General features: G+C 38.6%; 21 protein-coding genes and 1 pseudogene. 11 read left to right on the forward strand and 11 right to left on the reverse strand.

The features are described from left to right. Nucleotides 1-6: 6 nt before the first annotated feature. From lapB to pgpB, 3 genes are all read right to left on the reverse strand, one after another. The gene (gene lapB / locus ABN212_RS06350) at nucleotides 7-1,179 is read right to left on the reverse strand and encodes a lipopolysaccharide assembly protein LapB (protein WP_109372357.1); all 1,173 of its coding nucleotides are present in this window, start codon (nucleotides 1,177-1,179) and stop codon (nucleotides 7-9) included. 12 nt (nucleotides 1,180-1,191) lie between these two features. Next, entirely contained in the window at nucleotides 1,192-1,449 is a 258-nt protein-coding gene (locus ABN212_RS06355) for a LapA family protein (protein WP_232797478.1), read from the reverse strand. Nucleotides 1,450-1,664: 215 nt separating this feature from the next. Beyond that, nucleotides 1,665-2,384 (reverse strand): phosphatidylglycerophosphatase B, encoded by a 720-nt coding sequence (pgpB, locus tag ABN212_RS06360; RefSeq protein ID WP_198619560.1) that lies wholly within the window; start codon nucleotides 2,382-2,384, stop codon nucleotides 1,665-1,667. Between the two features lie 265 nt (nucleotides 2,385-2,649). Here pgpB and ribA point away from each other — a divergent pair, with 265 nt between their 5' ends. Continuing rightward, nucleotides 2,650-3,249: a GTP cyclohydrolase II gene (gene ribA / locus ABN212_RS06365; RefSeq protein ID WP_109372360.1), complete on the forward strand. Its 600-nt coding sequence runs from the start codon at nucleotides 2,650-2,652 to the stop codon at nucleotides 3,247-3,249. Nucleotides 3,250-3,496: 247 nt separating this feature from the next. Further along, nucleotides 3,497-4,312 carry a MetQ/NlpA family lipoprotein gene (locus tag ABN212_RS06370; protein WP_198619561.1) on the forward strand — a complete coding sequence of 272 codons (816 nt, stop codon included), beginning with the start codon at nucleotides 3,497-3,499 and terminating at the stop codon, nucleotides 4,310-4,312. Between the two features lie 83 nt (nucleotides 4,313-4,395). Here ABN212_RS06370 and acnA read toward each other — a convergent pair whose 3' ends face one another. Beyond that, entirely contained in the window at nucleotides 4,396-7,068 is a 2,673-nt protein-coding gene (gene acnA / locus ABN212_RS06375; RefSeq protein WP_198619562.1) for an aconitate hydratase AcnA, read from the reverse strand. A 219-nt stretch (nucleotides 7,069-7,287) separates the two neighbouring features. Here acnA and ABN212_RS06380 point away from each other — a divergent pair, with 219 nt between their 5' ends. Continuing rightward, nucleotides 7,288-8,118 (forward strand): hypothetical protein, encoded by an 831-nt coding sequence (locus ABN212_RS06380; RefSeq protein ID WP_198619563.1) that lies wholly within the window; start codon nucleotides 7,288-7,290, stop codon nucleotides 8,116-8,118. Between the two features lie 61 nt (nucleotides 8,119-8,179). Here ABN212_RS06380 and cysB read toward each other — a convergent pair whose 3' ends face one another. After that, nucleotides 8,180-9,154: an HTH-type transcriptional regulator CysB gene (gene cysB, locus ABN212_RS06385; protein ID WP_109372364.1), complete on the reverse strand. Its 975-nt coding sequence runs from the start codon at nucleotides 9,152-9,154 to the stop codon at nucleotides 8,180-8,182. A gap of 364 nt (nucleotides 9,155-9,518) precedes the next feature. Next, nucleotides 9,519-12,116 carry a type I DNA topoisomerase gene (gene topA, locus ABN212_RS06390; protein WP_198619564.1) on the reverse strand — a complete coding sequence of 866 codons (2,598 nt, stop codon included), beginning with the start codon at nucleotides 12,114-12,116 and terminating at the stop codon, nucleotides 9,519-9,521. A gap of 307 nt (nucleotides 12,117-12,423) precedes the next feature. Here topA and ABN212_RS06395 point away from each other — a divergent pair, with 307 nt between their 5' ends. Continuing rightward, a complete protein-coding gene (locus ABN212_RS06395; protein ID WP_069369238.1) occupies nucleotides 12,424-12,672 on the forward strand; it encodes a YciN family protein in 249 nt (82 codons plus the stop codon). Between the two features lie 489 nt (nucleotides 12,673-13,161). Here ABN212_RS06395 and sohB read toward each other — a convergent pair whose 3' ends face one another. Continuing rightward, nucleotides 13,162-14,208 (reverse strand): protease SohB, encoded by a 1,047-nt coding sequence (sohB, locus tag ABN212_RS06400; protein ID WP_100158176.1) that lies wholly within the window; start codon nucleotides 14,206-14,208, stop codon nucleotides 13,162-13,164. Nucleotides 14,209-14,421: 213 nt separating this feature from the next. Here sohB and ABN212_RS06405 point away from each other — a divergent pair, with 213 nt between their 5' ends. Together ABN212_RS06405 and cobO are read left to right on the forward strand one after the other, a co-directional pair. Beyond that, nucleotides 14,422-15,183 carry a YciK family oxidoreductase gene (locus ABN212_RS06405; protein ID WP_196533331.1) on the forward strand — a complete coding sequence of 254 codons (762 nt, stop codon included), beginning with the start codon at nucleotides 14,422-14,424 and terminating at the stop codon, nucleotides 15,181-15,183. A 19-nt stretch (nucleotides 15,184-15,202) separates the two neighbouring features. Beyond that, on the forward strand, nucleotides 15,203-15,793 hold the full coding sequence (cobO, locus tag ABN212_RS06410) for a cob(I)yrinic acid a,c-diamide adenosyltransferase (protein ID WP_109372368.1): 591 nt from the start codon (nucleotides 15,203-15,205) through the stop codon (nucleotides 15,791-15,793). A gap of 33 nt (nucleotides 15,794-15,826) precedes the next feature. Here cobO and ABN212_RS06415 read toward each other — a convergent pair whose 3' ends face one another. The 4 genes from ABN212_RS06415 to rnm form a co-directional block, all read right to left on the reverse strand. Continuing rightward, nucleotides 15,827-16,738, reverse strand: a complete 912-nt coding sequence (locus ABN212_RS06415) for a hypothetical protein (RefSeq protein ID WP_232799477.1) — start codon at nucleotides 16,736-16,738, stop codon at nucleotides 15,827-15,829. 219 nt (nucleotides 16,739-16,957) lie between these two features. After that, nucleotides 16,958-17,881: a 23S rRNA pseudouridine(2605) synthase RluB gene (gene rluB / locus ABN212_RS06420; RefSeq protein WP_088495702.1), complete on the reverse strand. Its 924-nt coding sequence runs from the start codon at nucleotides 17,879-17,881 to the stop codon at nucleotides 16,958-16,960. A 434-nt stretch (nucleotides 17,882-18,315) separates the two neighbouring features. Then, complete coding sequence (locus tag ABN212_RS06425; protein ID WP_023582284.1) at nucleotides 18,316-18,936, reverse strand: L-threonylcarbamoyladenylate synthase; 621 nt, start codon at nucleotides 18,934-18,936, stop codon at nucleotides 18,316-18,318. Between the two features lie 24 nt (nucleotides 18,937-18,960). Further along, nucleotides 18,961-19,821 carry an RNase RNM gene (gene rnm, locus ABN212_RS06430; protein WP_198619566.1) on the reverse strand — a complete coding sequence of 287 codons (861 nt, stop codon included), beginning with the start codon at nucleotides 19,819-19,821 and terminating at the stop codon, nucleotides 18,961-18,963. Between the two features lie 306 nt (nucleotides 19,822-20,127). On the opposite strand from rnm, the gene ABN212_RS06435 reads away from it, so the two are divergent. The 5 genes and pseudogenes from ABN212_RS06435 (at nucleotide 20,128) to trpA (ending at nucleotide 26,694) form a co-directional block, all read left to right on the forward strand. Then, nucleotides 20,128-21,705, forward strand: a complete 1,578-nt coding sequence (locus ABN212_RS06435; protein WP_198625589.1) for an anthranilate synthase component 1 — start codon at nucleotides 20,128-20,130, stop codon at nucleotides 21,703-21,705. Further along, nucleotides 21,705-23,298: pseudogene (gene trpD / locus ABN212_RS06440) on the forward strand (bifunctional anthranilate synthase glutamate amidotransferase component TrpG/anthranilate phosphoribosyltransferase TrpD). Before ABN212_RS06435 ends, trpD begins: the two are co-directional and overlap by 1 nt. 4 nt (nucleotides 23,299-23,302) lie before the next feature. Then, nucleotides 23,303-24,658 carry a bifunctional indole-3-glycerol-phosphate synthase TrpC/phosphoribosylanthranilate isomerase TrpF gene (trpCF, locus tag ABN212_RS06445; protein WP_198632636.1) on the forward strand — a complete coding sequence of 452 codons (1,356 nt, stop codon included), beginning with the start codon at nucleotides 23,303-23,305 and terminating at the stop codon, nucleotides 24,656-24,658. Nucleotides 24,659-24,697: 39 nt separating this feature from the next. Further along, nucleotides 24,698-25,888 (forward strand): tryptophan synthase subunit beta, encoded by a 1,191-nt coding sequence (gene trpB, locus ABN212_RS06450; RefSeq protein WP_036937130.1) that lies wholly within the window; start codon nucleotides 24,698-24,700, stop codon nucleotides 25,886-25,888. Beyond that, nucleotides 25,888-26,694 (forward strand): tryptophan synthase subunit alpha, encoded by an 807-nt coding sequence (gene trpA / locus ABN212_RS06455; RefSeq protein ID WP_198619571.1) that lies wholly within the window; start codon nucleotides 25,888-25,890, stop codon nucleotides 26,692-26,694. The genes trpB and trpA overlap by 1 nt, the downstream gene beginning before the upstream one ends. The last annotated feature ends 123 nt before the right edge of the window (nucleotides 26,695-26,817 follow it).

Here is a 26,817-nt window from a genome sequence, read left to right on the forward strand (position 1 = left end):
ACATCGTCACTGACCATCTAAACCGCGAATAGGCTTAACGGTATCCCATGAACGACAGGATGGACAATGCCAATATAATGCATGAGAGGTAAAACCACATTTATGGCAACGATAATCTGGTTTCGTGCGAATTTGTTCACCAACCATATAGCGCAATAAGATAAGGCTCTCTTTAGCGCGTCCTTCTTCTGCTTCTGCTAAATGGTAACGCATTAAACGATAGAACAAGCGCATGGTTGGATGACGCTCTAATTGACGATTAATGTATAACTGAGCCGCTTCAATACCTTCTTTAGCTTCAATAATGTCAGCAAGGTAAAGCTCCGCAATCGCACCACAATTACTATCCACACATTGACGTAAATAAGTTTCCCAACGAGCATTATCGTCGCCTTGAGCTTGGAAACATTCAAAAAGCATAGGTAAGGTTTCACTGACCATCTCTTTATCTTGCTCAATAACTTTCATTAAAACATCGATAGCTTTTTGTTTATCATCACGAGCAATATAGATACGACCATACATAATTGAAACACGAGCGCAAAGCGGGTCTGTTTGCCCTGCTTTTTGTAAGAAATTGAGCGCGCTCTCAAGATTATCGCTACTCATTTCTTGTAACGCCAATTCACAATAGAAATGGGCGATTTGCTCTTTAAGCTCGCGTTGTCCCAATTTTACTAATTTTTCAGCCGTTTCTATGGCTTTTCCCCAATCACTGGTTAATTGGTAAATAGCTAACAGCGATTGCAACGCACTTTGGCGAAATTCATGCTCATCAATAAGTTGCTGAAACATATTTTCAGCGCGATCGTAAACACCCGCCGCCACATAGTCACGACCTAACTGTTGAACAGCAAGTAGGCGTTGCTCAAAGGAAAGCGCAGCACTTTCCATTAGCGATTGGTGGATACGAATAGCGCGTTCGACTTCGCCACGAGAGCGGAAAAGATTACCTAAAGTAAGATGAGCTTCAAAAGCAGAGCTATCTTCTTTAAGCATTTCGAGGAAAAGATCAACTGCTTTATCTTGTTGATCAGAAAGTAAAAAGTTAACACCCGCCACATACTCACGTGACAGGCGATCGGCGTTCTGCTGTTTGTCCTGTTGGGCGCCACGACGCCCCATATACCAGCCGTAAGCCGCAGCGACAGGTAATAACAGAAACAGCAATTCTAGCATCAGCTATCGTCCTTATTTCGTAGCAGAAGCAACCGTTGGGCGACTTTCTTGGTTTTCTTGTTTTGTTTGGGCGCTTTCAAGACGTTTAATTTTACGTTTTGCTCGACCTAGTGATAAGCGTACACGTAGATAAAAAACACCACTTACAATCCAGCCAAGTACAAAACCCATACCAAACAGGGTAGCTAACAAGGTAGAAATACGATATTCACCTTGAGCGATAAGATAATTGAATGTGACTACCTGATCGTTATTTGTGCCTAAAGTCATGGCAATCACCACGATGGCAAGAACAAGAATAACCAAAATAAAAAGTAGGACTTTTTTCACATTATTTCCTTTTTTATTCTCTTTTCTTTAGTAGACAGATAAAGGTAGCATTTTCACTGCGCACAAAGAAAGTCATTTCTTAGAATCATCTGATTTTCGTATATTTTTTCATATAAATACTGAAAAAGACATTCTCTCAAAAATAAGGGCTATTGTCAGGGTTTGAGTAATAAACGCCGCTCAATCACCTTAAATGCACACCAAACCAGCACGGTGCTGATAAGAATACCGACAATCACATCAGATGCCCAGTGCATTCCTAATACAATACGCCCTACCGTGACATCAATTCCCCATAATAACCCGAGTGACGCTAAAAAATAATGACGGCGCAACATAAAAAGGACAAAAACAAATAATGCGAGTGTCGCTGAAAATAAACTATGACCAGACGGAAAAGCATAACCTGTTTCAGTTTTCCAATATTTAAGTTGCCATTCAGGGACCACAGGTGAGTTGGCTAATCCATTTTGAAGTAATTGTTCTCGCTCAGGTCTTGATACTTGATAAAAAGCTTCAGAGCTAATGTGCAAATTTTCACTAACCCAAACAACATAAGGGCGAGGCTCTTTTACTGTATTTTTAACCGCAACCTTAATTAATTGCCCAATAAATAATGTTGCAATAATTATCACGGCTAATTGAATAAAATGATTACGTTTTAATTTCAACACCATAAAAAGCAATGCTAACAAAACAATAATAGTCACAGCGCCCCAAGGTTTTGCTGCACTATCAGCTATCCATAATGTGCTTATCCCGCCTAAAGGGTGATCAGTAGGTTGCCACTTCCAACCCAATATCAACACAGCACTTGGTATGATTAAGAGCAACATACTACCTAACAGAATCAACTTTGTTACTTGCTTATTCAATATATTGCCTCTTCTTAAATACAAATGTTCTCATCCATTTACAGCTAAAGATTATCAGTATAAACGATGCAAGTTTAGCAATAAATCATTATGCACTCGGCATCAAAATCTGATAATTTGTTGAAGTGTGATTTAATAAGTGTGTGTTATTCATTTCCTTACCTATGAGGCCTGGAAATATTTCAGTGTATTATTTCTCTTTGTTCTCGTTATAAAGTGTATAATCTTGGACGAGAGTATCACCTGAAATTATGAGTCAAAAATAATGAAATTAAGACGTATCGCAGAAGCAAAACTACCGACTCCTTTTGGCGAGTTTTTAATGGTCGGTTTTGAAGAAATCGCAACAGGAAAAGATCATGTCGCTCTAGTTTATGGCGATATTTCAGGCTCAGAGCCCGTATTATCTCGTATTCATTCAGAGTGCCTAACGGGCGATGCCCTATTTAGTTTACGTTGTGATTGTGGTTTCCAACTTGAAGCAGCACTTTCACAAATAAGTAAAGTAGGTCGTGGCGTATTACTTTATCATCGCCAAGAAGGCAGAAATATCGGATTGCTAAATAAAATACGAGCCTATGCGTTACAAGATAAAGGTTTAGATACCGTTGAAGCGAACCTTGAGTTAGGTTTTAAAGCTGACGAACGCGATTTTACCCTTTGTGCTGACATGTATAACCTCTTAGGTGTTCATGAAGTTCGGTTATTAACCAATAATCCGAAGAAAATTGAAATCATGAAAGCCGCAGGAATTAATGTTATCGAGCGAGTTCCTTTGATTGTCGGGCGTAATCCAAGTAATGCACATTATCTTGATACTAAAGCCGATAAAATGGGACATCTTTTATTTAAGAAAGCGCAATAATAAAGTAACAACACAACATTAATTATTTTCAAATCCGAGCCTGAGTTGCTCGGATTTTTTATTTATTCCTTTTATTTTATTACCTTGTAAATTTATTCTTTATCTATTTTTCTTCTCTTACATCTTATTTTTATGTCTTTTTTATCATTAAATTATATCATGTGAAAATTTGTCATATGCGATTTCATTGACTATCTATCTGATTCTAAGTTATTTATTAATAAATAAATTTTGATAGGAATGCATTATGCCATTACATTTTTCTGGTAGGGTTTTCGGCGCGCTTTTATTAGCAGGAGCATTATTGACTGGTTGTGATAATAGCGATAAAAACAGCTATTCAATCAAGGTTGGTGTGATTAATGGTGCTGAACAAGATGTGGCTGAAATTGCCAAAAAAGTCGCAAAAGAAAAATATGGCTTAGAGGTTGAATTGGTAAGTTTCAGCGGTTCTTTATTGCCTAATGATCCCACTGCAAATAAAGAACTTGATGCCAATGTTTTTCAACATCGCCCTTTTCTTGCCCAAGATAATCAATCTCGTGGTTACAATTTAGTGGCTGTCGGTAATACCTTTGTTTTTCCTATGGCGGGCTATTCAACTAAAATCAAACACCCTTCTGAGTTAAAATCAGGCGATACCATTGCTGTTCCTAACGATCCCACCAATTTAGGTCGAGCATTACTGTTACTAGATAAAGAAAAGCTTATTACGCTAAAACCAAACAGTGGTTTATTGCCTACGGCTATCGACATTATTGATAATCCACTTAGGCTTAAAATTATGGAGCTAGAAGGTGCGCAATTACCACGGGTTTTAAACGATCCCAAAGTAACTGTCGCTATTATCAGTACAACTTATATCCAGCAAATTAATTTATCACCGACCAAAGACAGTATTTTTATTGAAGATAAAAACTCTCCTTACACCAATATTATTGTGACAAGAGAAGAGAACAAAGACGCTGATAATGTACGTGATTTTATCAAAGCATATCAATCTCCCGAAGTTGCCACCGCTGCCGAAACCATTTTTAACGGTGGTGCAATTCAAGGTTGGTGATTGTTATTACAAAAAGAAAAGATAAAAAAATGCCCCATTATTTTTATAATGGGGCATTGTTATTAACTACGTTACAAAACTAATTAAAGCATATTACGAATAACATAATGCAATATACCACCATGTTGGAAATAGGCTAATTCAGTTTGAGTATCAATACGGCAACGCGCCATAATAGTTTCAGTACGATTATCTGCAAAAGTAATATTAACCGCGACATCTTGGCTCGGTATTAATGCATTAAGCCCTGTGATCTCAATTTTCTCATCACCTTTTAAGCCCAATGTTTGACGAGATACCCCTTTAGGAAACTCTAAAGGTAAAACTCCCATACCGATTAAGTTAGAACGGTGAATACGCTCAAAAGAGCCTGCAATCACCACACGTACACCTAATAGACGTGTTCCTTTTGCCGCCCAGTCACGGCTAGAGCCTGAACCATATTCACTACCAGCAATAATTGCCAACGGCGTATTTTCTTGCTGATAACGCATTGAAGCATCATAAATAGCCAATATTTCACCAGTTGGAATATGCTTGGTAAAACCACCTTCGATTCCCGACACCATTTCGTTACGAATACGAATATTGGCAAATGTACCTCGCATCATGACTTCATGATTGCCACGTCTTGAACCATAAGAGTTAAAATCTTTCGGCTCGACACCATGTTCACGCAAATAACGCCCTGCGGGACTATCCGCCTTAATATTACCTGCGGGTGAAATATGATCCGTTGTCACCGAATCACCTAAAATAGCCAAAATACTGGCTTGATGAATATCTTTAATCGGAGCCGGCGTTTTTGACATACCTTCAAAGAAAGGAGGATGTCGAATATAAGTAGAGTCTGGTTGCCAATCATAGACGGGTGTATCTTGTGTTTGCAGTGATTTCCATGTTTCATCGCCTTCAAACACGGCAGAGTACTCTTTATGGAACATCTCTGTTTTAACTTTCTCAACAGCATCTGCAATAGCTTTACTGTCAGGCCAAATATCTTTTAAATAAACGGGAGCACCCTGTTTATCTTTACCTAATGGCTCTTTAGTAAGATCGATATTCATATTTCCTGATAAAGCATAAGCAACCACTAAAGGCGGCGATGCTAACCAGTTGGTTTTCACTAAGGGATGAATTCGACCTTCAAAGTTACGGTTACCAGATAATACAGCCGCAATAGTTAAGTCATTATCTTTAATCGCACTTTCAATCGGTGCTAATAAAGGCCCAGAGTTGCCAATACATGTTGTGCAACCATATCCCACAAGATTAAACCCTAACTTATCCAGATAAGGCGTTAATCCTGCTAGATTAAGATAATCCGTGACGACTTTAGAGCCAGGAGCCAAAGAAGACTTAACCCAAGGTTTACGCTGCAATCCTTTTTCTACCGCATTTTTAGCGAGTAATCCTGCTGCCATTAAGACATTAGGGTTTGATGTGTTGGTACATGATGTGATCGCCGCAATAACGACGGCACCATCGGTTAACTCAAATGCAGGATAATCATCAATTTTTACTTGAGGAAACTGCGCCAGTGGTTTCTTATTGGTTTCAAGATCTACAGCTGCTTTAAATGCCTTAGGTACACTCGGCAGATTAACTCTATCTTGAGGGCGTTTAGGCCCTGCAAGACTCGCTTCAACGGTTCCCATATCTAACGATAATGTTGACGTAAAGATAGGTTCATCACCTGTATGTCGCCATAGACCTTGCTCTTTGCTATAAGCTTCAACAAGTGCAATTTCTTGTTCTTCACGCCCTGTTAAACGCAAATAATCAAGGGTGATCTCATCTATTGGGAAGAATCCACAGGTCGCGCCATACTCTGGCGACATATTCGCTATTGTTGCACGATCAGCTAAAGGTAATGACGCTAAACCATCACCATAGAACTCCACAAATTTACCCACAACACCATGAGCACGTAACATCTGTGTGACGGTTAATACCAGATCAGTTGCCGTGATCCCTTCACGTAATTTTCCTGTCAATTTAAAGCCAACAACATCTGGAATTAGCATGGAGATAGGTTGTCCTAACATTGCAGCTTCTGCTTCAATGCCTCCTACACCCCAACCTAAAACACCAAGACCATTTATCATTGTGGTGTGAGAATCTGTGCCGACTAAGGTATCAGGATAAGCCACATGACGCCCATTTTGCACCTCAGACCAAATAGCTTTACCTAAGTACTCCAAGTTTACCTGATGGCAAATTCCTGTCCCTGGCGGCACGACACGAAAGCGTTCAAAGGATTGCTGCCCCCAACGTAAAAAAAGGTAGCGTTCATAGTTACGCTCCATTTCAATTTCCACGTTTTCAGCAAACGCATTTTTACTGGCATATTCATCAACCATAACAGAGTGGTCAATAACCAAATCTACGGGTGATAATGGATTAACTTTATCCACTTGCCCGCCCAAAGATTTCACAGCTTCACGCATAGCCGCTAAATCAACAACCGCAGGCACACCTGTAAAATCTTGCATAAGTACCCTTGTAGGTCGATATGCAATTTCTCGTGATGCATGTGCTGTTTTTTGCCACTCAACGAGTGCCTTAATATCCTCGTCAACAACAGTATCATTGTCGAGATAACGCACTAAGTTTTCTAGTAACACCTTCAGAGACTTAGGAAGACGGGTAATATCGCCTAATTGGCGGGCAACTTCTGAAAGACGGTAGTACTCATATTCTTGAGATCCGACTAAGAGCGTGGAATGGCTCTCTTTTTTCAAACGTAACGACATAGCTCCTCCTTCTTATTTTTATACTGACAGCATGTTTAAACCATCAAAATAGGTAAGGTTATTTATTAAACATATCATATAACGCCGAATTTCGCTTAAAGACCACACAATTTGTTAACGTAATGTTATGGGTGTCATAGTGTTAATAAATTTTAATCTCAGGATTTTCGCTTAATTAGGATTTAATGGTGGAGGTATGACTACGTAAGGATAACTTTTATGAGTAATAAACAATCTGATTTACTTAAAAATATTATGAATGCGGATCGCTATTTTGCAGAACCTATTACACCTCCTTTTCCGCAAACCTTATCGATGAATGCATTACATTCTCAAAATATAAAAGATACCGAAGGCTTAGTGCAATTTATCATCGCGTCACCAAAACCTTTTGAGCCTTCCGAAATAGAAAAAATGTCACAACTTAAAAATATCCAAATTGGACTCATTTCTATTATGGCAAACCATCTTGCCGCATTAAAAAAAGAGGATAATGAAGCCTATTATCGCCCCGAACATTGGTTAGATACGCTCAACCATTTACCCCTTCTAGGACACAATAAAATAGAAACAAAAAAACTTCATAAGCAAACCTTTGATTTTTCTGTTGCTCAAGCGTTTATTCAATTATTACTAGGAGCTGCAATCAATGCCACCTCTCCTGCACTTGGAGAATTTATTGATTTTTTACGTACCCAAGGACAAAAAATAGAAATCGGCTTACGAAACTCATTAGACAGCTATCAAACGATAACTATTGCGGGGATCACGGAGATACTCAATCATAATAATCATCTTATTTTTGTTCCAAAGCTGAAAATTTTGAGCCTACGTTTTTCTTATCAATCAGCAAAAATGCTACTCGCCAGTTGTATCGGTCGTAAATTTACCCTCTCTTTAGAGTACACCACCATTACCTCTGTATTTGATGCTAGTGCACTTGATGATCCACTGATTAATCAGCAGTTTTATGATTTTTTAAACAAGTATCGTCAGCTAAGCATTGCAAAATCAGATGCTTTTTTTAGTGGGGATTTTTATTTGAAATGAGTAATAACAGAAATTAGATTTATGAACACGCTTGAAGGCGGGAATGACCCGCCTTTCAGTATTACACTAATGGTAATTCGATATCTTTAAATAACTCTTCAATCTCTTCGTTAGTTCGCAACGCAACAGCTTGCTCAATCAAATTACGCGTAAGATGGGGAGCAAAACGCCACATAAAATCATACATATAGCCACGTAAGAAACCACTACGGCGAAATGCAATTTTAGTGGTGCTATAACTAAACTTATCACGCATATCAATGGCAACTAAATCGCTATCGAGTACAGGATCAAATGCCATGCTGGCAATCACACCAATGCCTAAATGCAGTCTCACATAAGTTTTAATAACATCCGCATCGGTTGCAGTGAAAACAATTTTAGGTTTCAACCCTACTTTACCGAAGGCATCATCAAGATCTGAACGCCCAGTGAACCCCTGGGTATAAGTGACAATATCGTAGTTTGCGAGCTCTTTAAGCGTCACTTCTCGTTTTTGTGCCAGTGGATGATCTTTAGAAACCACCACAATGCGGTTCCAACGATAACAAGGTAGCATCACTAAATCGTTATAAAGATGCAGTGATTCTGTCGCTATTGCAAAATCACTTTTACCTCTGCATACATCTTCAGCAATTTGCGTTGGTGAACCTTGGTTCATATGTAATGAAACATCTGGATAACGCTCAATAAAACCTTTTATTACTGGAGGTAATACATAACGAGCTTGCGTATGCGTTGTTGCAATCGATAGTGAGCCTCTATCTGGATAAGTGTGTTCACCCGCAGCTGATCGAATAGCTTCTGTTTTTGACAAAATCTCTCTAGACAGCCTTACAATTTCTTCACCTGCTGGTGTCACATGCGTTAGATGCTTGCCACTGCGAGAAAATATTTGTATACCTAGCTCATCTTCTAACATGCGAATTTGTTTACTTATTCCCGGTTGAGATGTATACAAACGCTCTGCTGTGGTCGAAACATTTAAATCGTTATTCACCACTTCAACGATATAACGCAACTGTTGTAATTTCATGGAGAGGCTATCCCTTCAACAAAAGACTTATTATTCCGTTATTCTATTTATATTCATATAACTAAAAAGAATAATAAAGATGTAATATATAACCACTATATCACTTATTTCATTTCGGTCTAACGTAATTAATAGTGTTATTTAGGTTTTGTTATATCGAATAGTTATAAGCTATAAATAAGCATAAAAAAAGCCAACCTTATCTGTCAGCTTCTATTTCATAATATTAGTGCCACTAAATTATTTAATCACACTACATACCATTCTTGCACCGTCGTCACTAAGAGCTTGGATCATCAGTCTTAATACAAAAAAGCGACTAACTCTCATTAGTCGCTTTTTTATTTATCACGTAATGCCAATGTTATTTGGTTTTTTCAACCCATTTGCCATCGACATAAAACGCAGACCAACCTGTTGCTTTGCCATCTTTCTCTGAAGAAACATATTGCTGTTTTGTTTTACGACTAAAACGCACAATAGTTGGATTTCCTTCAGGATCAGCTACTGGAGCTTCTGCTAAATAGCGCATTTTCTCTGCTAAACGGTCTTTAAAGCGAACCAATTCTTCTACTTTTGGTGCACGTGTTTCTCTTGATTTAGGGAACGTGTTTGCGGCCAAGAAGACACCAGCAGCACCGTCTCGTAAGACAAAGTAAGCATCTGATTTTTCGCATAGCAATTCAGGAAGTGGAACAGGATCTTCCTTCGGTGGTGCAATTTCACCGCTTTTTAAGATTTTACGGGTATTTTTACAATCATCATTAGTACAACCCATGTATTTACCAAAACGCCCCATTTTTAGGTGCATTTCAGAACCACATTTATCGCACTCAATAACTGGGCCTTCATAACCTTTTAAGCGGAATTCACCTTCTTCAACTTCATAACCATCACATGCAGGGTTATTACCACAAACATGTAATTTACGATGAGTATCAATCAAGTAACTGTCCATTGCAGTACCACATTTCGGGCAACGGCGACGTGCACGTAATGCGTTAGTTTCTGCATCTTCCCCTTCAAGAATATTTAATAATTCATCTTCAGGGATAAGGTTGATGGTTTGCTTACAACGCTCTTTAGGCGGTAAAGCATAGCCCGAACATCCTAAAAATACGCCTGTTGTCGCCGTTCTAATTCCCATATGACGAGAACAAGTTGGACATTCAATCGACGTGATCACCATTGGATTTGGTCGCATTCCACCTTCTTCAGGATCTTTTTCAGCAACTTCTAATTGCTGACTAAAATCGGTGAAGAATGCATCTAATACCGCTTTCCAGTTTTCTTCATTATTAGCAACATGGTCAAGGTGATCTTCCATTTGCGCAGTAAAATCGTAATTCATTAAATCGCTAAAATTCTCTTCTAAACGATCCGTTACAATCTCACCCATTTTTTCTGCATAAAAACGACGGTTTTCAACTTTCACATAACCACGATCTTGAATAGTGGAAATGATAGAAGCATACGTTGAAGGGCGACCAATACCGCGCTTTTCTAACTCTTTAACTAAAGTCGCTTCGCTAAAACGTGCTGGTGGCTTAGTAAAGTGCTGAGTAGGTTCTAATTCAGCTAAAGCCAGTTTAGCCCCTACATCAACTGCAGGTAAGGTTTTGTCTTCATCTTTGTTACGCATCGCTGGCATGACTTTCGTCCAACCGGCAAAACGTAAAGTACGGCCTTTAGCTCGTAGTTTATAATCACCTGATTCAACTGTTAATGTGGTTGAATCGTATTTTGCTGGTGTCATTTGACAAGCAACAAATTGATTCCAAATCAGTTGATATAAACGTTTGGCATCGTTATCCATATCTTTTAAAGATTCTGCGATAACGTTGATATCTGAAGGACGAATAGCTTCGTGCGCTTCTTGAGAATTTTCTTTGCTCGAATAAACATTTGGCTCTTTCGGCAAATATTTAGCACCAAAATTCTCATTGATATAATCACGCGCCATTTGAATTGCATCCTGACTTAAGTTAGTTGAGTCAGTACGCATATAGGTTATATAACCAGCTTCATAAAGGCGCTGAGCTAGCATCATCGTCTTTTTCACACCAAAGCTTAAACGCGTACTTGCCGCTTGCTGTAAGGTTGATGTGATAAGTGGTGCACTTGGTTTGCTTGATGTTGGTCTATCTTCACGATCTTTTACCGTGAAGGTTGCATTTTGTAATGCTTTAACCGCCACCTGTGTTTCATCGGATGAAACAGGGTTGAAGGCTTTATCATTATAATGCGTGACTTCCATACGCAACGGTTGCTCGTCAGGCGTTAATAATGACGCGTGCAATTGCCAATATTCTTCAGGAACAAAGGCTTTAATTTCACGCTCACGTTCAACTAAAAGACGCACAGCAACAGATTGCACTCGACCCGCAGATAATCCACGAGCAACTTTTTTCCAAAGTAAAGGTGAAACCATATAACCCACAACACGATCCATAAAGCGACGAGCTTGTTGTGCGTTAACGCGATCTATATTTAACTCACCCGGAGTTTGGAAAGCTTGTGTAATGGCATTTTTAGTGATTTCGTTAAAAACCACTCGACTAAATCGTTCATCATCACCGCCGATAACTTCGCGTAAATGCCACGCGATAGCTTCTCCTTCGCGGTCAAGGTCCGTTGCGAGATAGACATGATCAGCTTTCTCAGCCAATGCTTTTAGTTCAGCCACGACTTTCTCTTTGCCGGGTAGAATTTGATAGTTCGCATTCCATCCATTATAGGGATCAATTCCCATACGGCTGACTAAGGCTGATTTCTCATCCTTTTTAACTTTTTTCACGCCTTTCGTGGCGGATGAGTTTTCGCTCTTCTGGCTGCCAGAACCACTCTTTGGCAAATCACGAATGTGACCCACGCTAGATTTAACTACGTAGTCATTGCCAAGATATTTATTGATCGTTTTGGCTTTAGCCGGGGACTCCACGATAACAAGAGCTTTACCCATAATTACCTTTACCTAATTAAACTTTGTTATGACGGTATCGTTTAATACCCTCAACTAAAAAAATGTTTAAAATCTCTTTTTTATATTGCGTTAGTTTTGCAATATATCAACCTGTTTTTATTCAAAGCTTTTGTTTAAGCTCAAAACTCATCACTTTTTTTGAGGTATTTTAATCACCTCACTACTTTGACCGAGTACAGGCAAATCATTGTTTGCTACATATAGAGTAGCTAAGCTTTTAAAAATGCCACACTCTACCTGATAAAAAGTGAGGCGCAACAAATTATTTTTCTAAGGAGCACATATTATGTCAACACAAACTACACCGATTACAACAGAGATGCTACTTGAAAAAGCGAATAAAATCATATGTGAACATGAAGATTATTTACAAGGTATGCGTGCAGATTCGGTTGAACAGAAAGGTAATGTCCTCGTATTTAAAGGCGAATTTTTTTTAGATGAACAAGGTTTACCTACTGCAAAAAGCACAGCAGCATTCAATATGTTTAAGCATTTAGCTCATGTGTTATCTGATAAATACCATTTAGAATAAGTCATCTTCGTGATTATTTTTATTTAATCACTGAAGTAAATTAATTTACTCTTTCTCGATAACAAAAAAGAGACTTTGCTTGCCAGTTATTGCATTCATTCAGATGCCAATAACTGGCATAATCAAACAAAAATAAAGAATAATAATTCAGTTTGATTATAATGCAGATTTTCTGTCACATCTCAACTCAAGATTACACTTACCTATCAATACAATCAGTAATATCAATTATTTTTATTTTCTATTTACAGCTATATTGAAACCTCCTAGAAAGAGGAAATATTTACCCTGTTGTTATAAGCAATATCAATTATTTCTTTGATTGCCAGTGAAATTTTCACTGGCTTTTTTTATTTTATGGAAATAAAAGCTTTTAAAATAGAGAGTTAGAATATTTTTTGAGAAGATTTAGGAAAAGTGGCTGAGTAAGGAAGGATGATATCAGCGATAATCCATATCACTGATATCATTTATTGCGTACTTATTGGCTTATAGCAGCGGTTTTTTACTTCTTTGTACCCAACGCATCATCAGTTTATCAATACTTTCCATTGCGCCACCTGTAACTCGCTCAACCATTTTCTTTTTGGTAACATATTGGACAGAAAGAACTTCAAAGTCATTAATATGATTGATTAGCCAATCATCACTGACACCAACTTCATCAATTAAGCCTCTGTTTAGTGCTTCTGAACCGTACCAATACTCACCCGTTGCAACGCTATCGATATCAAGTTGAGGGCGATATTTATGCACAAATGATTTAAACAATAGATGCGTTTCATTTAAATCTTGTTTAAATTTCTCACGACCTTCTTCAGTATTTTCTCCTAACAAGGTCAATGTACGTTTATATTCGCCAGCAGTATGCAACTCAACATCAATATCGTTTTTCTTGAGCAAACGGTGAATGTTAGGGATCTGAGCCACAACACCAATCGAGCCAATAATCGCAAATGGTGCAGCAACAATTTTATCTGCCACACATGCCATCATATATCCCCCGCTAGCAGCCACTTTATCGACAACCGCCGTCAGTTTAATACCCTTTTCTTTTAAGCGTGTTAATTGAGCTGCGGCTAATCCATATCCGTGAACCATACCGCCTGGGCTTTCTAAGCGCAGTAATACTTCATCACCTGCTTGTGCAACAGAAAGAATGGCGCTGATTTCTTCACGTAATGCACCCACTTCATGTGCATCCATACTACCGTTAAAATCAAGCACATATAAACAAGGTTTTACAACGCCTTTTTTACCTTCTTTTGCATTGTTTTTACTCTGTTTATTCTCTTTTTTTTGCTGCTTTTTAAACGCTTTATACCAGACTTTTAATTCAGCATCGTCCATTTTTGCTTGTTGCATAACGCGCTGTTTTTCTTCGTAAGCTTCAGCAAGATCTGTAACTCTTAACGTCCCTTTACGATTTTGCTTTTTATTTCCAATTACAACGAAAAACAACACGATAGCGATAATCGCCACAACAACAGTGACAATTTCTGCTAAAAACAGCCCATATTGCAAAATATACTCCACAAAGACCTCTTTTTAAGGTTAATAACACTGACTAAAACCAATATGCCTAGTTTAACGAAATTCTGCTTTAGCGCCAGCAACAAAGGCATGATTATGTTTAATACCATAAAGAAAATAGCCATAAATTGTAAACAAAAAGTCAGACTAAACTGGTCGCTAGACAAATAAGACGTTACACTTTATTTACTTTTTACTAGACAGGATATCAATATGTTGCAATATCAACCCGATCATAGCGTGCTAAAAGATAAAATTATTCTAGTAACGGGTGCTGGTGATGGCATAGGAAAAGAAGCCGCACTAACTTATGCGCAATATGGCGCAACACTTATCTTATTAGGCCGTACTTTATCAAAACTTGAAGATGTTCAAGAAAAAATAATCACATCAGGTGGCCAACAGCCCATGTTATATCCACTTGATCTACTTACAGCGACAGAGAACGATTTTCAGCAATTTGCTGATACTCTCGTTAAACGCTTCCCTCATCTTGATGGTGTATTACAAAATGCTGGTTTATTAGGTGTTGTTGAACCTATCATTAATCAACCGAGTAATCTTTGGCATGACGTTATGCAAGTCAACGTTAATGCGACATTTATGCTCACAAAAGCACTACTACCATTGATGCTCAAAGCGCCTCATGCAAGCCTTATCCTCACCACATCTAGTGTAGGTCGCCAAGGTCGTTATGGTTGGGGAGCTTATTCTGTCTCTAAATTCGCAACAGAAGGCTTTATGCAAGTACTTAATGAAGAATATAACGAAAGTACTTTGCGTATTAACTGCATTAATCCTGGTGGCACTCGTACCGCAATGCGAGCAAGTGCATTTCCAGATGAAGATGCACAGAAATTAAAAACACCTAAAGATTTGATGCCGTTATATCTCTACCTTATGAGTGATGACAGTATTGATGTGAAAGGACAATCTTTAGATGCACAACCTGGCCGTAAAGCAGGTCCCGCTGAATAACATAATTTAAGGTAACAAAATGAATGATGCACAACACCAAAAACGCCAACAACGTTTAAAAGAGAAAGTAGATACTCGAATTGAGCAAGCTCAACACGAGCAAGGTATTTTGATAATTTTTACTGGCAATGGTAAAGGCAAAACAACAGCGGCGATGGGAACCGCAACGCGTGCTGTTGGTCATCAAAAAAAAGTCGGTGTTGTGCAGTTTATAAAAGGTACATGGGAAAACGGTGAACGAAACCTATTAGAACAATTCGGTGTACCATTTTATGTAATGGAAACGGGCTTTACTTGGGAAACACAAGATAAAACGGCAGATACCGCTGCCTGTTTGAATACTTGGCAATATGCACTGAAACTACTTAACGATCCAGAGTACGATCTGGTCATTCTTGATGAAATTACCTATATGATTAGCTTTAACTATTTACCATTAGATGAAGTTATTTCAGCTATTAGCTCTCGCCCACCTCACCAAAATGTCATTATTACAGGAAGAGGCTGCCATCGAAAATTAATTGAGTTAGCCGATACGGTGACAGAAATGCGTCCTATAAAACATGCTTTTGACAGCGGAATAAAAGCGCAAAAAGGTATAGATTGGTGACCTATAATGATTATCATAAAATGAATATTTTTCTTAAATAAGAATTGGCTCGCCTAAAATGCCAGCACCAAATATTCTCCCATTTTTTTTCATAAATTCAAAATAGGCATCTCTATCTACAAAAATATTATTTTGTATTTGTTGATTGTAAATCATTGCCATTCTTACTAAATATTTATGATATTCATCATAAAATATTTGTTTTTCTTTAGGATCTCTTGACGCTAAATATTTCTTCATTATTTCATAAATACTATTTGCTTCTTTGGTTAATTTTTCATTACTAAATTTAACATTATATTCTAGTGGAGTTAAATTATCTGTTCGTGTGTTTCCTCCATCTATCCAATTAAACTTATCTGTTGCTAAATATTCAGTTAACAAATCACGTTCAGAATAAAAGTGAATACCATAAGGATATTTAGCGATATATTGATAAAAATCCTCTCTTGAAAAACATTTTGTCAATACATTCACTTTTTCATTATCGTCCCAATCAGATAAGTAAGTAGGTAATGATTCATCTAATGGAATATCGCAATTAAAAATATTATTATCAATAAAAAGAGAGTCAGAGCTATTAATGGCGCCGCGTACAAGTATGCCGTTAATCCATACAGTGCGCTCATCTATATGAAGATCATCAAGTGTATCATCTGGTTTAAATACCGAAGTGAAACTATAATATATTTCTCTATTTGGATTAATTATCCCGCCTCGATTGCCTGGATAAATCATAAATTCACTCTGTTCACCATGACTATCAACTAACAGATGTTTTCCGTTATTAAGTTTTATTTTTTTAACTTCACCTTTACCCATTACGAAATAAGAATTATCAACTTTAAACTCTAAAGGTTCTAATCGGTTATTGCTGATATAAAAAATACCGTTCTGCTTTTCTCGTTTTGCGGGGTTGTCGCACCCTACTATCAGAAAAGTCATATATAACACTGTTGTTAAATAAAAATAACGATACATATTATTTTGAATACCTTATCGTTAAATAAAAAATTATTAATATTTCTACCGTAATAATGTAATTATCATAGATATATTTATTATAAAAATAAAGCCATCAAAAAAAGAAGCACTCATAAAAACATGAGTGCTTCTTTTTAAAAATGAAAATTTAATTTGAAATAATAAATAATTATTCGCTAATTACTTTTTATTTCCTGCTGATTGGCGACGACTTGACGCTCTTTTAGCTGGTGATGTTGAAGTGCGAGCAGATACTTTCGTATGACGCTTAACTGCACGACGGATCTGATTCGCTTTGATACGACGTTGATCTTTTTCTACTGCAACTTTTGTTACTGTTTCGTCGTTTAATTCAACTAATTGACGTAAATAGTTGATTTGATCTAATCCAAGTTCAACCCAACCACCACGCGGTAAACCTTTTGGTAAATCGATGTCACCGTAACGAACACGAATAAGACGGCTGACTTGGACACCAACAGCTTCCCACATACGGCGAACTTCACGATTACGCCCTTCAGTAAGTGAAACGTTGTACCATTGGTTAATCCCTTCACCACCACGATAAGAAACAGAGCGGAATGAAGCAGGACCATCTTCTAATTGTACACCACGCGTTAATTGACGAATTTTCGCATCATCAATTTCACCAAAAACACGGACAGCGTATTCACGCTCAACTTCACGGCTAGGATGCATTAAACGGTTGGCTAATTCACCATCAGTTGTAAATAACAGTAATCCACTGGTATTCACATCAAGACGACCTACGGCAATCCAGCGAGCACTGTTAAGGCGAGGAAGACGTTGGAAAACGGTTGGACGACCTTGCGGATCACTGCGAGTACACAGTTCACCTTCAGGTTTGTAATAAGCAAGCACACGGCAAACATCTTTTTGTGCTTCACGAATATTTAGAATACGGCCATCTAAGCGGATTTTTGCTGTAGTGGTGACATCAATACGATCACCTAATTTCGCTTTTGTACCATCAATGCTGATACGCCCTTCTTGAAGATAGCCTTCAATTTCACGGCGAGAACCGTGACCAGAACGAGCAAGGATTTTTTGTAATTTTTCAGTGCGTTGCGATTTATCGCTCATGAAACAACCTCATGTGTCGCCTTCACAGGCGTCATAAAAATAGAATTAATTTTTAAAAATCAATTAAATAAAAATAACCCATGTTTATTAAAATAAGAAATAAACACAGGTTTATTGATTCAATAGTGAACAATGTTGATGATTTTTCACATCAACATTGTGATAAATAGTGGCGATAAAATGACGTTGGCAAAACCTTAACGATAGCTTAGCCGTTTGTTCGCAGATCAAGTTATTGTGTTTAACGTTTAAAATACGCGTTGATATAACCGATTTCAAAAACAGACACCGTGATTTTTATCGCAATGTATAAATTTAACACAAGCGATAAAACCCTTCACCTTTTATCTCTTTATCTCGTGATAAATTTCTTCACTATCGAGTCATTACTATCGAGTCATTGACTCCCAATTCAGTTTAATCAGCTAAATGACTTACTGAAATGGCGTAATATCACCCGTACCTTCACGCACGATAACTGGGGTATCTTCTGTTAAATCAATTACCGTTGTCGGTTTTTGTCCTAAATAACCACCGTGGATCACCAAATCAACTTGTTTGCTTAATAAATCTTCGATTTCTTCCGGATCAGATTCAGCAAAATCGTTGCCTGGTAAAATCAGGCTTGTTGACATTAATGGCTCACCAATATTTTCTAACAATGCCAATGCAATAGGGTTAGAAGGAACACGCAAACCTATGGTTTTACGTTTATCATTCATCAAACGTTTTGGTACATCTTTAGTTGCTTTTAAGATAAAGGTGTAATTACCTGGAGTGTTATTTTTTATTAAACGAAACACCACATTATCAACATAAGCGTAATTGGCGATTTCTGATAAATCACGGCACATCAGTGTGAAATTGTGGTTTTTATCTAATTGGCGAATACGACAAATTCGCGTCATTGCATCTTTGTTTTCTAAACAACAGCCAATAGCATAGCCAGAGTCTGTTGGATAAATCACCACACCGCCTTTGCGTAAAATATCAGCACTTTGTTCAATTAAACGAGCCTGCGGATTATCAGGGTGAATATAAAAAAGTTGGCTCATACATCCCTCAATGAATTTCTAATGTTACTCTTGCCATAGCGACCAAACTGGTTCTACACCACTGGGTAACCATAAATTACGCCCCAATTCTATCCACGAGCAAGGGCGATGAAAATCAGAACCTAACGAAGCTTTTAGCCCATAAAGTTGCGCTAATGCTGCGTGCTGTTCTCGTTCTTGTGGTGGTTGTTGGCATTGTGCCACTTCGATTGCATCACCACCAAGTTGTTTAAAATAAAGCGTTAAGCGTTTTAACCACTTAGAGGATAGACCATATCGTCCCGGATGCGCTAATACTGCAACGCCACCAGCCTCATGAATCGCTGTGACAGCGTCACCTATTGAGCACCACTGTGGGGGGACATAACCCGTTTTACCTTTCGCTAAATAACGCTTAAACACTTTATTAACCGAGGCAACATGCCCTTCATTCACGAGAAAACGGGCAAAGTGTCCTCTTGTAACTTGTCCACCATGTGCTAAGGCTTTTGCTCCTTCAAATGCATTTGCAATACCCGCTTTTTCTAATCGCTCACCTATCATTATCGCGCGTGTTTCACGACATTGGCTTTGTGACGAAAGGAGTGCTTTCATTGCATTATGGTTGATATCAATATTCAATCCAACAATATGGATTTCTATATTCTCCCATAAAGTCGATATTTCGACACCTGATATCAGGGTAAGAGGCAGATTTTTTTCTGCAATATAATCATTAGCAGGAGTAATCGCCGCTGTTGTATCGTGATCTGTAATCGCTAAGACATTAATTTGACGCTCTATCGCTCTCTCAACCAATTCTTTTGGTGAAAGCTCGCCATCTGACGCGGTAGTGTGGCTGTGCAAATCATAAATCACTCTTAAATCAGATAGCACTTCTGTCATCGCTTCTCCCTTTTCATCTTAGCAAGGTAATAATTTTTAAAGAGTATGCCATAAAGTACTTGACGAACCCAACGCAATCCAGTTTACTAGTACACAACACGAGCTAGTCTATTAACTTATTGTCTGTCGTTAGCTGTAAGGAGATCTTATGAATATTAATCAACGTCTTATCGCTCTTTGGTGGCGCAATACTCTTTTATGGGCGGTTTGATCTCCTGCTTCACGTCAGTGATATCTAAAACCCGCCTACGCGGGTTTTTTTATGCATTAAAAACAGTTAGTAAAAAATAATATAGAGCGATAATAATGAATACATCACTTGCATTCTCATTTAATACCAAGGCAACGCCACTGCCTTACCACAGCGAACCTGCTTTACTTTTCAATACATTATGTGAAAACAAACATCACACATTATTATTAGAATCTGCACAAGTTGACACTAAAGCAAACTTAAAAAGTTTGTTAATTGTTGATAGCGCATTACGTATCAGCGCAGTAAAAAATCAAGTCACTATTGATGCATTAAGCGTTAATGGACAAGGTTTATTACCTGCATTAAAAATCGCACTAAAAGAAAAAGCGGTCTTAATGCAAGAGAGCGATAAACAGTGTGTTTTTACTTTTTCTTCACCTGCACAAGATATTGATGAAGAGAGCAAATTAAAATCAGCCAGCGTATTTGATGCTTTACGTTTCTTTCTTGCTAATAAAGACACTAAAGATGCTAATGCTATTTTTGTCGGCGGTTTATTTGCTTATGATTTAGTCAGTGGATTTGAACCCATTCCTGAATTAGACACCGTTTTTTCATGCCCTGACTACTGCTTTTATTTAGCAGAACAGTTAATTGTGATCGACCATCAGAATAAAGATAGTCAGTTAATTTCCATTGCTTTTACTGATGATAAAACAGAGTGTCAGCGCCTCACTTTACGCCAATCTGAGTTAATTTCACTGGCTAAACAACCTTTAAAACATCCTATCCGCCGCGCTTTAACAGCAGCAGAATCAACAATACAAGGCAATATGGATGATAAAGGTTATGGCGATATTGTTGAGGCAATGAAAACCTATATTCGTCGAGGTGACATTTTCCAAGTTGTTCCATCACGTCGCTTTCAAGTTGCTTGCCCTTCACCACTTGCCGCTTATCAAGTGTTGAAAGAGAAAAATCCAAGCCCTTATTTATTCTATATGCAAGATGCTTTGTTCACGGTATTTGGAGCATCACCAGAAAGTGCATTGAAATATCAAACAAGTGATCGCCAAATTGAAATCTATCCAATTGCAGGAACTCGCCCAAGAGGACGCAACACAGATGGTTCAATCAATGCAGATTTAGACAGTCGAATTGAACTTGAAATGCGCACTGATACGAAAGAGCTTTCTGAACATTTAATGTTAGTTGATTTGGCACGTAATGATTTAGCGCGTATTTGCCAAGCAGGTAGCCGTTATGTCGCTGAATTAACAAAAGTTGATCGTTATGCTTTTGTCATGCACTTAGTCTCAAGAGTAGTCGGTAAATTGCGTGATGATTTAGATATTTTCCATGCGTATCAAGCTTGTATGAATATGGGAACACTATCTGGAGCGCCGAAAGTCAGTGCAATGCAATTGATTGCTCGTTATGAAAAAACGAAACGTGGCAGTTATGGTGGTGCTATCGGCTATTTTACTGGCGCAGGAGATTTTGATACTTGCATAGTTATTCGTTCCGCTTATGTTGAAAATAATATTGCAACTATTCAAGTTGGTGCTGGAATTGTGCTCGACTCAGATCCAAAAATGGAAGCAGAAGAGACACGCAATAAATCACAAGCTGTTATCAATGCCATTTTACAAGCTCACACCAATACTCAAATGCAGGAGGCTTGCTAATGGCGACTATCTTACTGCTCGATAATATCGACTCATTTACTTATAACCTTGTCGATCAATTACGTAGCCTTGGCAATAATGTTGTGATTTATCGCAATAGCGTCGCTGCCGATGTTATTGAACAAAAATTACATGAGCTCGATAACCCGATTTTACTGTTATCGCCGGGGCCAGGAGCACCTTCACAAGCTGGTTGCATGCCTGAACTGTTAAAACGTGTATTAGGCACATTGCCTGTAATTGGTATTTGCTTAGGTCATCAAGCCATTATTGAGGCTTACGGTGGCAAAGTTTCTTCATGTGGAGAGATCTTACATGGTAAAGCGACATTAGCTGAACACGATAACAGCGAAATGTTTGTGAATTTACCTAACCCTTTACCCGTAGCTCGTTATCATTCGCTTTCAGGAGAACAAGTTCCAGAACAACTCATTATTAATGCTTGGTGCGATAACACTGTTATGGCGGTGCGTCACCGTCAACATAAAACCTGTGGTTTTCAGTTTCACCCAGAATCAATTTTAACCACAAAAGGCGCACAACTTTTAGAGCAAACAATCGCATGGGCATTAACTCCTAAAGGAGACGCATAAAATGGAAACTATCTTCAACAAATTATTTAGCGCACAACAATTGACGTTAGAAGAAAGCCAAACACTGTTTAGCGCCATTATTCGCGGTGAGTTAACAGAATCACAATTAGCGGCAGTATTAATCAGCATGAAAATGCGCGGTGAACATCCTCAAGAAATCGCAGGAGCAGCACGCGCATTACTCGAAAATGCACTGCCATTTCCTCGTCCTGATTATACCTTTTGCGATATCGTAGGCACTGGCGGTGATGGTGCAAATAGTATCAATATTTCAACAGCAAGCGCCTTTGTTGCAGCTGAAGTAGGTATCAAAGTTGCGAAACACGGTAATCGTAGCGTATCCAGCCGCTCTGGATCTTCCGACTTATTAGCAGCATTTGGTATCCCTTTAGACAGAAGTGCTGATGATGCGCGCCAATTACTGGATGAAGTGGGTTTATGCTTTTTATTTGCACCTCAATATCACAGTGGTTTTCGTTTTGCAGCACCCGTTCGCCAACAATTGAAAACACGCACGTTATTTAATGTATTAGGTCCATTGATCAACCCAGCGCGTCCGCCATTAGCATTAATTGGAGTGTATAGCCCAGAGTTATTGATGCCTATCGCAGATACATTAAAAGTTTTAGGTTATGAGCGTGCTGCCGTTGTTCATAGTGGTGGAATGGATGAAGTTTCACTACATGCACCTACTCAAGTCGCTGAATTACGCAATGGTGAAATTACACGTTATCAACTGACACCTAGTGATTTTGGTCTTCGCCCTTGTGCCATTACTGATTTAGAAGGTGGTACACCTGAAATAAACCGTCAATTATTAGCAGATTTATTACAAGGAGAAGGAAAAAGAGCACATACCGAATCTGTTGCAGCTAATGTCGCTTTATTAATGCGTTTACATGGGCAAGAAGATTTAAAAATGAATACTGAAGTTGCTATGCACGCCATTTATAGCGGTAAAGCAATAAATCGTGTAACTGCGTTAGCAGCGAGAGGATAAGAGCATGACTGTATTAAACGCCATTGTAAAAGATAAAGCTGAATATCTAATTGCACGTAAAGCAAGCCAACCATTATCAGAATTTGTGCACCAAATAGAGCCATCAACACGCTCGTTTTATCAGGCATTAACTCAGCCCAATACTGTTTTTATTTTAGAGTGTAAAAAAGCATCACCCTCAAAAGGTCTAATTCGTGCTGATTTTGATCCCGCTACGATTGCAAAAATTTATCAGCCTTATGCTGCTGCAATTTCGGTATTAACGGATGAGAAATATTTTCAAGGGAGCTTTGATTATTTACGTCAAGTTAGCCAAGTCGTGCATCAACCTGTTTTGTGCAAAGATTTTATTATTGATGAATACCAAATCTATTTAGCTCGTTTTTATCAAGCAGATGCCATTTTATTAATGCTCTCTGTCTTAGATGATGAGCAATATCGTGCACTATCAGCCGTTGCTCATCAATTAAACATGGGTGTATTAACGGAAGTAAGCACTGAAGAAGAACGTCAACGTGCCATTAATCTCAATGCCAAAGTTATCGGTATTAACAATCGTGATTTGCGTGATCTCTCTATCGATTTAGCGCGTACCCAGCAGTTAAGCCAAGGATTGCCTAAAGATGCAATCGTGATCAGTGAGTCAGGTATTCACACCCACCAGCAAGTTCAAGCGTTAAGCCAATATGCTAATGGGTTTCTAGTTGGTAGCGCCTTAATGTCACAAGAAAATATTGACCAAGCAGTGAGAGCGCTCGTTTTGGGAAAGCATAAAGTGTGCGGGTTAACTCGCACACAAGATGTAAAAGCGGTTTATCAAGCTGGTGCTTATTATGCAGGGTTGATTTTCGCAGAAAAATCCCCTCGAAAAGTGACATTGTCACAAGCACAAGAGTTGATAGCGCAAGCTCCCTTAGCCTTTGTGGGAGTTTTTCAAAACCAACCCATTACGCTTATTTGTGACTATGCTGAAAAACTTAATTTATCTGCCATTCAATTACACGGACAAGAAGATGCTCAGTTTATTGAGCAACTTAGACAAAGAATTCAACCTAGCTGTGAGATTTGGCAAGCAATAAATATGGCAATTCACGCAGATATTTCTCCGGTTTCACACGTTAATAAATATGTACTTGATAACGGCACTGGTGGCACAGGAACAACGTTTAATTGGCAAAAAATTCCTAATACATTACGTGAAAAAGCGTTACTTGCAGGTGGTCTTAACAGTGAAAACTGTTTGGATGCAGTTAAAACAGGCTGTATCGGGCTTGATTTTAACTCTGGAGTAGAGTCGGCTCCCGGCATAAAAGATGCGCAACGTCTGAACCAAGTATTTGCACAATTACAGCTAAACTAAATTTCACAAAAATAAAATTTCAAACAGGATGACATCACAATGAGAAAACTTAACCCCTACTTTGGCGAATTTGGTGGCCAATATGTACCTGAAATCTTAATTCCTGCATTGGATCAACTCGAACAAGCTTTTATTGATGCGCAAAACGATCCCTCTTTTCAGCAAGAATTCCAAGATTTATTAAAAAATTATGCAGGCAGACCAACGGCACTAACCCTTTGTCGTAATTTAACAGAAGGCACGCGAACTCGTTTATATCTAAAACGTGAAGATTTACTGCATGGTGGCGCCCATAAAACTAACCAAGTATTGGGTCAAGCCTTGTTAGCAAAACGTATGGGTAAAACCGAAATTATTGCAGAAACAGGTGCGGGTCAACATGGTGTTGCAACTGCTTTAGCCTGCGCACTGCTTAATATGAAATGTCGTATCTATATGGGTGCTAAAGACGTCGAACGCCAATCGCCTAACGTATTTCGTATGCGCTTAATGGGTGCCGAAGTGATCCCCGTTCACAGTGGTTCATCTACCTTAAAAGATGCGTGTAATGAGGCATTACGTGACTGGTCTGGTTGTTACGACCGCGCACATTACTTATTAGGAACGGCGGCAGGCCCTCATCCTTATCCAACCATTGTCCGTGAATTTCAACGTATGATTGGTGATGAAGCCAAAGCACAAATTCTAGAGCGTGAAGGTCGTCTACCTGATGCTGCTATCGCTTGTATTGGCGGTGGTTCTAATGCTATCGGTTTATTTGCATCCTTTATCCCAGAAACTTCGGTGCAACTAATTGGTGTTGAACCTGCGGGTAAAGGTATTGAAACGGGTGAACACGGCGCACCACTGAAGCATGGAAAATTAGGGATCTATTTTGGTATGAAGTCCCCAATTATGCAGACTGATGAAGGACAAATTGAAGAGTCATATTCAATTTCAGCAGGTCTTGATTTCCCATCTGTCGGGCCTCAACACGCACACTTAAATAGCATTGGTCGTGCTGATTATGTTTCTGTTACCGATGATGAAGCCATAGAAGCATTTAAAGCACTTTCTCGCCGTGAAGGGATTATTCCAGCCTTAGAATCTTCTCATGCATTGGCTTATGCATTGAAATTAATTGCACAAAATCCTGACAAAGAGCAGCTATTAATTGTGAACTTATCAGGCCGTGGTGATAAAGATATTTTTACTGTAAACGATATTTTAGCAGCAAGAGGAGAAATCTAATGAGCCGTTATCAAGTATGCTTTGAAGCATTGGCACAAAAACAGCAAGGCGCATTCGTTCCTTTTGTCACATTGGGTGATCCTTCTCCTGAGCTGTCATTACAAATTATTGATGCGTTAATTGAAGGTGGCGCAGATGCATTAGAGATTGGTATTCCCTTCTCCGATCCTCTTGCAGATGGTCCTACAATCCAAGGGGCTAATTTACGTGCGCTTAATGTCGGTGTAACACCAACAGATTGCTTTGCGCTCTTAACTAAAATTCGTGCAAAACATCCTAATATTCCTATTGGCCTATTAGTTTATGCCAACCTTGTTTTTAGTAATGGCATTGATAATTTTTATAGTAAATGTGAGCAAGCAGGCGTGGATTCTGTCTTGATTGGTGATGTACCTTTACGTGAATCAAAAGAGTTCCGTGAAGCAGCACAACGCGCAAATATCAGTCCTATTTTTATTTGTCCACCTAATGCTGATGATGAACTTTTACAAGAGTTGGCAGCATCAGGTAAAGGCTATACCTATTTATTATCAAGAGCAGGTGTAACGGGTACAGATAAACGTGCAGAACAATCACTAACACATCTTACTGACAAACTAAAAACCTATAATGCCCCTCCCGCATTGCAAGGTTTTGGCATTTCTGAGCCTAAGCAAGTTAAAGAAGCGATTGCCAATGGTGCCACAGGCGCAATTTCAGGCTCGGCAGTGGTTCAAATTATTGAGAAAAATCTTCATCAACCCGATGTGATGTTAAAAGCACTGACGACATTTGTGAAAGAGATGAAGGCAGCTACCCTCGCCTAATTGCTTTAAATACGCTTAGTGAGATCCGCTTTAGAGAAATAATTTGCTATTTTTCTAAGCGGATTACTCTTAATTTATTGTCTATTCAATCCCACTCATTGACTGCTGAAACCGCGATAAACC

The sequence above is a fragment of the Proteus genomosp. 6 genome, from assembly GCF_040139785.1.
GTDB lineage: Bacteria > Pseudomonadota > Gammaproteobacteria > Enterobacterales > Enterobacteriaceae > Proteus.